We start from the raw sequence: 405 nt of genomic DNA, 5'->3' as shown, positions 1-405 counted from the left end.
GCTGCGAGGTGCCGCCACTGAACGCATCCATCGCTGCATCCACTGCATCGACGCCCGCATCGGCGGCGGCCAGAATGGTCGCCCCGGCGATGCCGGAGGTGTCATGGGTGTGGAAGTGGACCGGCAGGCCGACCTCTTCCTTCAACGCCTTCACCAGCTGACGCGCGGCGGCGGGTTTCAGGAGCCCCGCCATATCCTTGAGGCCCAGAATATGGGCGCCTGCGGCTTCCAGATCCTTGGCCATGCCGACGTAGTATTTGAGGTCATACTTGGCCCGGTCCGGGTCCATGATATCGCCGGTATAGCAGATGGTGCCTTCGCAGATCTTGCCGCTCTCCACCACCGCATCCATCGCGACGCGCATGTTCTCCACCCAGTTGAGGCTGTCAAAGACCCGGAAGACAT

At 63.0% G+C, this 405-nt stretch carries 1 pseudogene; it reads right to left on the bottom strand.

The window, feature by feature from the left end:
- Positions 1-405 (bottom strand): annotated as a pseudogene (locus C6W91_RS21325) (pyruvate carboxylase); the annotation flags it as partial.

The organism is Phaeobacter sp. SYSU ZJ3003 (genome assembly GCF_041300735.1).
Classification (GTDB): Bacteria; Pseudomonadota; Alphaproteobacteria; order Rhodobacterales; family Rhodobacteraceae; genus Phycobacter; species Phycobacter gallaeciensis_A.
Note: the sequence above shows the minus strand (reverse complement) of the source record. Positions and strands in the feature narration are given on the sequence as shown.